The organism is Amphritea sp. (assembly GCF_050300915.1).
In the GTDB taxonomy this organism is placed as follows: domain Bacteria; phylum Pseudomonadota; class Gammaproteobacteria; order Pseudomonadales; family Balneatricaceae; genus Amphritea.
In genome coordinates this window covers 22078-32982 of record NZ_JBNKYN010000050.1, presented here as the reverse complement: position 1 = coordinate 32982, position 10905 = coordinate 22078, and the positions used below count along the sequence as shown (strand labels likewise).

Genomic DNA, 10905 nt, shown 5'->3' with positions numbered 1-10905 from the left:
CGGAACACTTCCAGCACCTTATAATACAAAGGGGATCAACGGTCGAAATGTCGTACCCATCTATGTCGATGAAGCTGGCGGCGCGACAAAACAGACATCAGAGTACCGTAACCTTGTCGAACGTCAGGGCGTTGATTCGGTTATTGGCTATATTTCATCGAGTGATTGCCTGGCCGTACCCGCTGCAGCAGAACAGCTGAAGACGCTGACGATTTTATTCGACTGTGGTACGCCACGGGTATTTGAAGAAAATAGTTATAAATATGTGTTCCGTACAGGCCCGACTGCCACCATGGATAATGTTGCGGCAGCGCGATATGTCAACGAAACCATGAAGGGGCTGCACAGCGTTTCAGCTATCAACCAGAATTACTCCTTCGGTCATGAATCCTGGGCTGATTTTGATGGTTCGCTGAAGCAACTCAATGCCAATATCGAAGTAACCACTCAACAGTTTCCTAAAATTTATGCTGGCCAGTATGGAGCTGAAATTTCTGCGTTGATGGTTAACTCCGCTGAGGTGATTCACTCCTCTCTGTGGGGCGGAGACATGGAGGCATTTATTCTGCAGGGTTCCTCCCGCGGTCTGTTTGATGATCAGACAGCCCTCCTGACGACCGGTGAAAGCGCTGTACACCGTCTTGCTGATCAGATTCCTGAAGGCACTATCATCGGTGCACGTGGCCCATTCGGAATTTATGCCCCTGATAATTCGCTGAGCCGCTGGCTGAATGAAGCCTATACCAATAAGTTTGGCAGCCCACCCACTTACCCCGCTTACAAAATGATGCAAGCCATTCTGGGTCTCAAGCTCGCGACTGAAAATGCGGCTGCGAAAGTGAACCGCGCACCGACCACTGAAGATGTGATCTCAGCCTTTGAATATCTCGAGTATGAAGGCCCGGGCGGCACTGTCTCTATGAACCTGGGCAAAGGTCACCAGGCATCTATGGATATGGTCTATGGACGCTACTCGATGAAAGACAATAAACCGGCTGTCACTGATGTCCGTCATTACGCAGCCGCTTGCGTTACCCCTCCTGCGGGCATGACCTCCACGGCCTGGATAGAAGCTGGAATGCCGGGCGCCAAGTGCGACTGATCGAATAGTTAAACGCCGGTGGCGTCAGGCCACCGGCCCAGGTCCCTAAACTACTCGAAACATCAGGAACGATACCCATGAAATTGTTAATTGCGATGCTTATGGACGGCATAATCTATGCCTCCTGGCTGTTTGTAATCGCCGCAGGCCTTACTCTTATCTACGGCGTGATGAAGATTCTGAATATGGCCCATGGCAGTTTCTATGCTATTGGCGCCTATGCGGGTGCATCTTTAGTCGGCTTCTATCTGTCAGGCGGCTACCCTCCCTGGGGTGCTTACCTGATGCTGTTAGCGGCAGCATTATCGGGTGGCATTATCGTTGGCTTACTCGTCGAACGCGGACTTTTGCGATTTATGTACGGCCGCGACGAAGTGGTGATGATCCTGGTCACCTACGCCGTACTGCTTATTCTTGAAGATGTCATCAAACTAACCTGGGGGGTTGATGCCTACTTTGCTTACCAGCCATATACCCTTTTAGGACGCACCAGGATTGCAGGGCTGTCGTTCGCTAACTACGACATCGCCCTCATCCTTGTGTCCGCTCTGATCTGCTTTCTTCTCTGGTGGGGGCTCAACCGCACCCGTCAGGGGAAGTTGTTACAAGCCGTCATTCATGACCGTGATACCGCCGCTTTTCTTGGCATAAAAGTGACGCGGATGTTCACCATCACCTTCGTTATCGGTGCCGTATTGGGTGCTTTTGCCGGAGCCTTAACCGCCCCGGGTATTTCTGTGATGCCCGGCATTGGTGTTGAGGTGATCATTCTCGCCTTCGCAGTCGTCGTGATTGGCGGTCTGGGAAGTGTCGGCGGCGCATTGATGGGCGCTCTGATCGTCGGTCTGGCCCGGTCTGCCTCTGTTCATCTGTATCCGGATGCCGAGCTTTTCGTCATCTACGGCGTTATGGCCGTGGTGCTGGCTTTCCGTCCGCAGGGACTTTTCGCCATGGCTACCGCGAGGAAAATCTAACATGAAAAAATCAATCATACTTCTGTGCGGCGGCACTTCAGTGCTGCTGGCTGCAGGTACTTTAATGCCTGGATGGCTGACCTTTATGCTCACCCTGGCACTGGCAAAAGGCCTGGTCGTGCTGGGTCTGCTTTTATTGATGCGTGCCGGGCTCGTTTCCTTCGGTCAGGGCCTTTATTACTGCCTGGGCGCATACGCAGTGGCCGTCACCGGAGAATACTTTCACACCCAGAATGCGCTGCTGCTGATGGCGGTAGCCGTCGTGGTCTGTGTCGCTCTCGCAGCTATTATAGGGTTACTGTTGTGCCGCTATCGGGACATCTTCTTTGCTATGTTCTCGCTGGCGTTCTCGATGATCCTTTACGGTGTTCTGGTTAAAAGCTCGGCCTTTGGTTCCTCTGATGGCTTCAATGTAAGCCCTCCGCAGCTGTTTGGCTGGATGCCCGGTGAAGAAAACACCCCTTTACTGGCCTACTGCCTTGCGGTGGTGAGCGTCGTGGCTGTGGCAACCTTTATATGGAACTACTTCAGATCCCCGATGGGCTATGCAGGTGAAGCGGTCCGCGAGAACGAGATCAGAGTCGAATATCTTGGCGTATCGGTACGCCGGGTAATCTACACAAAATACCTCCTGGCTGCGGCAATGGCGGGATTAGGAGGTGCCATTACTGCTCTCACAGCAGGGCATATTGACCCTGAAATGGCTTACTGGACGACGTCCGGGGAGTTTGTCTTTATCGCCCTCATGGGGGGAACAGGTCATGTTGCAGGTCCGGTAATCGGCTCTGTGCTATTTGAGCTGTTGCGCACCTTCGCTTTCCAGCTGTCCCCTTACACCTGGCAAATGATCCTGGGTATTGCCCTGCTTGCAATCATTCTCTATCTGCCCAAAGGCGTCTGGTCTCTGATTGAGCGTATCACTAAAAGGATATCCGCATGACAGTTCTGATTGAAACACGCGCACTGGCGCGGAATTTTGGCGCGGTCACCGCCGCTGCGGATATTAATGTCTCTATTACCGCTGGAGAGATTGTCGGAGTGATTGGTTCTAACGGTGCCGGTAAAACCACCTTCATCAACATGGTGACCGGTTACCTGCCACCCAGTAGCGGAGAGATCCTGTTTAAGGGAAAGAGCATTCTGGGTAAGTCACCACGCAAGGTGATGCATTCCGGCATCTGTCGTTCCTTTCAGGTCGCTCAACTATTTCCAGAATTGACCGTGCTCGACAACGTACTCATTGCCTATGGCATGCGCAACAAAGGCATTCTGTCGATGCTAACGCCGCTATCCAATAAGCAGACAATTCAACAAGCGACAGAACTGTTGGAAGAATACGGCATTACTGAATATATCGCGGAAACAGTTATCACCCTCCCCCAGGGTGTGCGGAAACTGTTGGATATTGCCATGGCAATGGTTGGAAAACCTGAAGTATTGCTACTCGATGAGCCCACCTCAGGCGTGGCCATCGACGATAAATTTGAGCTGATGGACACGGTCATGAAGGCCGTCCGGAAATCCGGTGCTGCGGTACTTTTTGTCGAACACGATATGGAAGTTATCGCCCGTTATTCGACCCGCCTGATGGCTTTTTACGATGGACGGGTCCTCGCTGACGGCCCCACTAACCAGATAATGAACGACGAAAAAGTTCAGCAGCTGGTGACAGGCCACCATCTGGAGATAAACACCGATCAGAACAGCAACACCAACAGTGAGGTGACTTATGCTTAAGCTCTCATCTATCAATACCGACATCGCCGGGACGCCTATTCTTCGAGAGGTCAATCTGTCGATAAAACCCGGTCATCTGGTTGGCCTGATCGGTCGCAACGGTGCCGGTAAAACAACCCTTATGCGTACGGTGATGGGCCTGCTTCAGCCAACCTCGGGCAGCATTTTCATCGATGGACGCGATATGACGGCCCTGGCACCGCACTTCCGTGCTCAGGCAAACGTTGGCTATATGCCAGAAGACCGGCAACTGGTACCCACTCTCACCGTGGAAGAAAACATTCTGATTCCGGCCTGGGCTAATCAGCTTCCTGAGGTCGAGGCACGCCTCGCCTGGGTATACGAACTGATGCCGGAGGTGGAAGCTTTTTCAGAGCGTAAAGCCCTGCAGTTATCCGGTGGGCAACAAAAGCTTGTGGCCCTCGCCCGGGCAATGATGAGCGGCAGTCATCTGTTGTTATTAGATGAACCCTTTGAGGGCGTTGCACCCGCCCTGTCCAGACGGTTAGCCAGTGTCCTGAATACGCTTAAGGATGAGGGCTTATCTGTCTTGTTATCCGAATCGGACTATAGCCACTCCGCTGATCTGGTAGATCAGGTTTACATCATAGAGCGCGGAGAAGTCTCTTTACCGAAACACATTACTGGAGAAGTAGCATGAACGATTTTATCTTTAATTTCCCAAAACAACTGATCTGCAAAGCCGGTGTTATTGCTGAACTGGGCGAGATTAGCCAGCGCGTTATCGGCAAAAGGGTTCTTGTGGTAACCGATCAGGGCATCATTTCCGCCGGGCTGTTGCAGCCCGCTCTGGATGCGCTCTCCTCTGCCGGCGTCGAATACTCTGTTTTCGATAAAGTACAGGCGGATCCTGCTGAATCGATTGTTCTGGCAGCTACGGATCAGGCGATCTCCGCACAGGTTGATGGTGTCATCGGTCTGGGGGGCGGGTCTTCAATGGACGTTGCCAAGCTGGTCGCCCTGCTGGCAAAAGGTGAAGAAAAGCTTGATGAGATTTACGGTATAGGACTGGTAAAAGGCCAGAGACTGCCGCTGATACAAATACCGACCACGGCGGGAACCGGATCAGAAGTCACCACCGCTGCGGTAATCACGGTGGGGGAAGGCGTTAAAAAAGGCGTTCTTTCAGAAAAACTGGTACCTGATATTGCACTGCTCGATGTCGAACTGACTCTGGGACTGCCACCGATGGTCACTGCCACCACGGGTGTTGACGCTATCGTTCACGCTATCGAAGCGTATACATCACTTAACCCTAACCACAACCCGCTGACCAATACCCTGGCTAAAAATGCATTAGTGCTGCTGGGAGCGCATATCAAAACAGCGGTATTTGATGGCAGCAATCTGGAAGCCCGGTCTAACATGCTTCTGGGATCAATGCTGGCGGGGCAGGCGTTTGCAAACTCATCGGTCGGCGCAGTTCATGCTCTGGCCTACCCTCTGGGGGGCATCTACCACCTGTCCCACGGGCTGACTAATGCCCTGGTTTTACCCCATGTGATGCGCTTCAACAAAAGTGCATGTGTTGATCAGTATTCGGAACTGGCTGTGCTGATATTCCCTGAGCTGGCTGAGATAGATTCTCCGGATGACCGCTGCGATGCCTTTATTACAGCGCTGGATGAGTTGAATAAATCACTCGGAATGAAGGTGCGATTACGCGATTACGATATCCCCGGATCAGCGCTGGCTAAACTGGCGAGCGAAGGCATTCAACAGACCCGTCTGCTGAGCAATAATCCGAAGGTTATGACCGAAGCCGATGCGTTGTCTATCTATCAGGCAGCCTGGTAATAAGGAGCGAACAATGAGCGATAATAGCAATAGCAAAACCTACAAAAGCCGTTCTGATTACCGACACTTCATTACCATTCCGACACGCTGGATGGATAACGATGTCTATGGTCACGTCAATAACGTGCAGTACTACAGTTATTTCGATACGGCGGTGAATCGCTACCTGATTGACCAGGGCGTATTAGATATCCATCACAGCGAAGTCATTGGACTGGTGGTAAAAACCCAATGTAACTATTTTCGCAGTATCGCCTTTCCTGAAGATGTTACCGCAGGCGTTGCGGTATCAAAACTGGGAAATAGTTCTGTGTGCTACGAAATCGGTTTATTTAAAGACGGTGAAACCGATGCGGCTGCGCAGGGTCACTTTATCCACGTCTACGTAGACCGGGCCAGTCAGAGACCGGTAGCACTCCCCACCGCACTACGCACCGTGCTTGAACAGATAGCGAGCTGAGGATATTGATATGCAACTCACCAACAATAGTTTGCTGCAGACACAATCGTTTATAAATGGTCAGTGGTGCGACGCTAATAACGGCGATACGTTCAAAGTATACAATCCAGCCGATGGCAACTTACTGGCAGAGGTCGCCGATGCAGGCCAGGAAGAGGTAACACATGCCATTAACGCTGCTGATACTGCATGGTCAGGCTGGAGAGAGTTAGCGGCGAAAGAGAGAGCGACAATACTGCGGCGCTGGTTCGAACTGATTCTGACGGCCAGGGAAGATCTGGCCACCATTATGACAACGGAACAGGGAAAACCACTGACGGAAGCCCGTAACGAAGTTCTCTATGGCGCGTCTTTCATTGAGTGGTTTGCAGAGGAAGCCAAACGGCTCTATGGTGACATCATTCCGGCGCATGGTCGGGATAAGCGCTTGCTGGTCGTTAAACAGCCCATCGGGGTCGCCGCTGCGATTACGCCATGGAACTTCCCGCTGGCAATGATTACCCGTAAAGTCGCCCCGGCTCTGGCAGCAGGCTGTCCCGTTGTCATTAAACCATCAGAACTCACGCCCCTGTCTGCTTTAGCGCTGGCAAAACTGGCCCAGCAAGCCGGTTTTCCGGATGGGGTCTTCAATGTCATCACATCGACTAAGGCAGACGTCGTCGGTAAAACGATCTGTGAAGACAGCCGGGTGCGTAAACTATCCTTCACCGGTTCAACCGCTGTGGGGAAATTACTGGCACAACAATGCTCTGCAAATGTTAAAAAGGTCTCTCTTGAACTGGGAGGCAATGCCCCCTTTATTGTATTCGATGATGCAGACCTGGATGCCGCCGTCACCGGCGCCGTTATTTCAAAATTCAGAAATGCCGGACAAACCTGTGTCTGCACCAATCGAATTCTGGTTCAGGATTCAGTCTTCGAAGCGTTTTCAGAGAAATTCAGAATCGCGGTTGACGCATTAGTCGTCGGCAACGGCTTCGATGAACACACCGACATCGGTCCCCTGATCGAAGAGCGTGCGTTACAAAAAGTTGAAAAACTGATCGCTGACGCTCTCAGTAATGGTGCCGCCCTGCTGACGGGAGGCTATCGTTCACAGAGTTTAAGCCATGGTTTTCAACCAACAATTCTCACCGGGGTTAACAACAGCATGGCGATCGCTCAGGAAGAGATATTCGGACCTGTCGCAACCCTTATGCCATTCACAACGGAAAGTGAGGCTATCGCCATAGCCAACGATACATCATCGGGATTAGCTGCCTATTTCTACGCCAGAGATATCAGCCGCATATGGAGGGTCGCTGAAGCGCTTGAATACGGCATGGTCGGCATCAATGAAGGTATCATCTCAACAGAAGTGGCGCCGTTTGGCGGTATCAAAGAATCGGGAATCGGCCGCGAAGGTTCTAAATATGGAATAGATGACTATATCGAACTCAAATATCTCTGTATGGGTCTCAGCGGATAACCCCATTGTTTCATTATTTTTGCACGGCCCTGTTCGCCCCTTTTCAGGGGCTTTTTTTATGACGTTAGACACCTCTTGAGTTTAGCGGACATCTACGATCAGGTATTTATATTGCGAAGAGATGAAGAGCAAGATCAACATTACATAAACAATAAAAACTGGTCATAATTAGCGCCTGTTTCAATAACCACTATGAATCCAGGAAAAAATTGATGCCGTTTGATATCACCGCTGTCGTCAACATCATGGGGCTTTCTGCCGTTGCCGTGTTTGCTGTGTCAGGTGCACTGGATGCCGCCCGTCAGAAGATGGATATTCTCGGTTTTATGCTGATCGGCACGGCAACGGGGCTGGGCGGCGGCACTCTTCGCGATCTGGTGCTGGGCAATCTGCCGGTACTCTGGATTCGCGAGCCGATCTGGATCATCGTCTGCCTGGTGGCCTCCGTTATCACCTACTTTATCGCGCCTAAACTGGCATCACTGTCGCGGGCATTGATCTGGATGGATGCGATCGGCATTGCGCTGTTTGCAGTGGTAGGCACTAAGATCGGACTCGATTTTGGCACCTCCCCGCTGATTGCGGTGTGTATGGGGGTGATGACCGGCAGCTTTGGCGGTATCGCCCGGGATCTGCTCTGTGGCAGCAACCTGACGCTGATGAATGAGGAGTTGTATATCACCACCATGATGGCAGGTTCTGTTACCTATCTGACGCTGAATTCATTCGGCCTGCCCTACAGCTACGACCTGGTGGGCGGTTTTGTGGTGGCTTTTGTGCTTCGGGCGCTGGCGATCCGGTTTAATATTAAACTGCCAAATAGTTATCGTAAGTGTTAACGCCTTTTGCGGCGAATAACCACTACCCGAGATCATAGATCTGATAGCGGTTACGTCCGGCTTGTTTTGCTTTATACATAGCGCTATCGGACTGCCGGATAAGCTCTTCCCCATCCACCTCCTTAAGCTGAGGGCAGGAGGTGACCCCGATACTGGCGGTCAGCTGAAAGCGATGGCTATCAATGAAAAAAGGCTCTGCCAGATGTTGTAGCAGAAGCTCAATCCGCCGGATTGAGCTTTTTGGTTTTGCCTCGGGCAGTATCAGAATAAACTCGTCACCGCCATGACGAGAGATCGTATCGCCGTCCCGGAACACCCCTTTCATCACACTGGCGACATGCACCAGCACCCTGTCGCCAATCAGATGACCATACTGATCATTAATGTCTTTGAAGTTATCCAGATCAACGGATGCAACTATTAATGGTTGCTGACTGCGGTGAGTATGAATGACGGCCTGATCCAGACGATCATAGAGCAGACTGCGATTTGGCAATCCGGTTAAATAATCATAATTGGCGCGATGTTTGAGATCCGTTTCATAATGTTTCCAGGCGCTGATATCTGAAAACAGGCCGACATAGTTTTGTACCTCTCCTGCCGCATCACAGACGGCGCTGATCGATAACGACTCAGGATAGACCTCACCGTTGGCCTGCCGATTCCAGATCTCGCCTTTCCAGTAGTGCTCTCGTTCTAACTCAGCCCATAGCGCCTGGTAAAAGCCCGCATCGTGACGTCCGGATTTAAGTACAGCAGGCGTTTTACCCACCACCTCATCACCATAACCGGTAATATCGGTGAAGGCCCGGTTAATCTGGATGATAATGCCTTTACGGTCGGTAATCATAATGCCCTCGCGGGAGTGTTCAAACACGCCTGCCGAAAGACGCAGCGCCTGCTCCTGCTGCTTAAGCGCCGTTATATCCAGCAATGAACCGATATAACCGATAAAATTACCCTTGTGATCATAACGAGGCTGTCCCTGATCAATAAACCACAGATACTCACCATCCGCGCGCTCCAGCCGATATTCCATAGAAAACGCCACGCGACGTGCAAAGCTGCCAGAATAGATCGCCAGACAGCGATCATAGTCATCCGGATGCACCCCCTCAGTCCACCCCGTACCGAACTCCTGCTCCAGAGTTCGGCCACAAAATTCCAGCCATTTCTGGTTAAACCAGTTGCACCCCATGCCGGTGTCGGACATCCAGAATAGCGCAGGTGAGGCGTTGGCAATGGTGTTAAATTTTTGTTCAAGTATCTGAATGACCTCTTCCTGCGAGGCGTTTTCCTGCCCGTCGAGTAGCAACAAAATATCGTCTCTTAATGGGTATCTATCCATGCCAGCTTCCTTAGATGAAATAGCCTTAGATACTTCAGCTCTCTCTGCATACTAGTCCGCCTGATAACAGAGTGACAGCCAGGCAGGTGTTAGAGACAGCGGTTATAGATCAGGCTTGTGACTCAGGTCAGGCAATCACTTTTCTCATTGAAACCGGGTGCGGAGTATGCAGGAGACTTAACACTTTCAGCGCTGAGACTCCCCCAACCGGGCTCGCTGACCGGGCTAACACAGCCGGAACAAAAAAGGCGCACAACCTGTCCGCCTTTTGCTTTCCGCTGTTAGCTATCCTGCCGCTTCAACCAGGTGTTTTAGCACTCATTTAACACCGCCCCGGGAATATATTCTCTGAGAATGCGGTTTTGAAACTGATCATTAAAACGGCAGTTAATGATGATAATAAATCGTTCAAATGGCTGGCTGGCATCAAGCGGTTTTACACCGCTGACACTGTGGTAGATCTGATCATCACGGATATGCAGAATCTCCCCCGGCGCCAGATCAGCGGAGATAATCGCCTGCTCTCCCTGTTTATCCAATGACAATAAACTGGTTCCGCCGCTGACATTTTCCCGGTTAATCACCAACACACTGAGGAACTGGCTGCCATCTTTATGAATCCCCTGCCCCTGCAGTGGGTCGGTTAAGGCGTTCCCCCGCACACCGTTTATCTGCATCAGAATCGGCTCACCGGGTTGAATATCCCAGAGCCCGGCCCAGCCTTTGATAAACCCGGAGACATCGGTGCGCTGAATAAACGCCTCTTCCAGCGGCGCATAATGGCGCACCTTATCCGCCATGGTATCCGCATCATTAAACGCACCGGCCTGCGCCATTGGACAATCCGGCACCACCACCGGCTCACCTGCCTGGTTCAGATAAAACCAGGACATCCGCTTCCAGCGACTATCGACATACGGGTCCCGGGGTAGCTGTTGCAGATAGGGCAACCAGCCCTGCAGATCAATCCGGTTATGGACATCGGTTCTGCTCCAGTTACCCGTGCTGACCTCTTCATATACCCGGCCCTCCCAATACCTCCCCTCTGAGGGTATTGCCGGATGACCAGACTGCGGTGCACTATAGGGTTGAGTCACCCCCCTGGCGGGGTTATGTGTGAGCGATAGTTCCATAATATAAGTACTCCTGTGGGATAAAA

Annotated in this window: 11 protein-coding genes; 9 read left to right on the top strand and 2 right to left on the bottom strand. The window is 51.6% G+C overall.

All coding sequences use genetic code 11. The features are described from left to right. The 9 genes from ACQY8X_RS13690 to ACQY8X_RS13650 all read left to right on the top strand — a co-directional run. Positions 1–1102: ABC transporter substrate-binding protein (locus tag ACQY8X_RS13690; protein WP_428035698.1), on the top strand; the 1102-nt coding region annotated here is incomplete at its 5' end. A 77-nt stretch (positions 1103–1179) separates the two neighbouring features. Beyond that, positions 1180–2076 (top strand): branched-chain amino acid ABC transporter permease, encoded by an 897-nt coding sequence (locus tag ACQY8X_RS13685; protein ID WP_428035697.1) that lies wholly within the window; start codon positions 1180–1182, stop codon positions 2074–2076. Between the two features lies 1 nt (position 2077). Beyond that, positions 2078–3016, top strand: a complete 939-nt coding sequence (locus tag ACQY8X_RS13680; RefSeq protein WP_428035696.1) for a branched-chain amino acid ABC transporter permease — start codon at positions 2078–2080, stop codon at positions 3014–3016. Further along, the gene (locus ACQY8X_RS13675) at positions 3013–3813 is read left to right on the top strand and encodes an ABC transporter ATP-binding protein (protein WP_428035695.1); all 801 of its coding nucleotides are present in this window, start codon (positions 3013–3015) and stop codon (positions 3811–3813) included. Before ACQY8X_RS13680 ends, ACQY8X_RS13675 begins: the two co-directional genes overlap by 4 nt. Continuing rightward, the gene (locus ACQY8X_RS13670) at positions 3806–4474 is read left to right on the top strand and encodes an ATP-binding cassette domain-containing protein (protein WP_428035694.1); all 669 of its coding nucleotides are present in this window, start codon (positions 3806–3808) and stop codon (positions 4472–4474) included. Before ACQY8X_RS13675 ends, ACQY8X_RS13670 begins: the two co-directional genes overlap by 8 nt. After that, positions 4471–5631: an iron-containing alcohol dehydrogenase gene (locus tag ACQY8X_RS13665; RefSeq protein ID WP_428035693.1), complete on the top strand. Its 1161-nt coding sequence runs from the start codon at positions 4471–4473 to the stop codon at positions 5629–5631. Before ACQY8X_RS13670 ends, ACQY8X_RS13665 begins: the two co-directional genes overlap by 4 nt. Positions 5632–5644: 13 nt before the next feature. Continuing rightward, entirely contained in the window at positions 5645–6091 is a 447-nt protein-coding gene (locus ACQY8X_RS13660) for an acyl-CoA thioesterase (protein ID WP_428035692.1), read from the top strand. Positions 6092–6101: 10 nt separating this feature from the next. Continuing rightward, positions 6102–7559, top strand: coding sequence for an NAD-dependent succinate-semialdehyde dehydrogenase (locus tag ACQY8X_RS13655; RefSeq protein WP_428035691.1), 1458 nt, complete (start codon positions 6102–6104; stop codon positions 7557–7559). 212 nt (positions 7560–7771) lie between these two features. Next, positions 7772–8398: a trimeric intracellular cation channel family protein gene (locus ACQY8X_RS13650; protein ID WP_428035690.1), complete on the top strand. Its 627-nt coding sequence runs from the start codon at positions 7772–7774 to the stop codon at positions 8396–8398. Positions 8399–8420: 22 nt separating this feature from the next. Here ACQY8X_RS13650 and ACQY8X_RS13645 read toward each other — a convergent pair whose 3' ends face one another. Then, a complete protein-coding gene (locus ACQY8X_RS13645) occupies positions 8421–9746 on the bottom strand; it encodes a diguanylate cyclase domain-containing protein (protein WP_428035689.1) in 1326 nt (441 codons plus the stop codon). 311 nt (positions 9747–10057) lie between these two features. Continuing rightward, complete coding sequence (locus ACQY8X_RS13640) at positions 10058–10879, bottom strand: 2OG-Fe dioxygenase family protein (protein WP_428035688.1); 822 nt, start codon at positions 10877–10879, stop codon at positions 10058–10060. Positions 10880–10905: the final 26 nt, after the last annotated feature.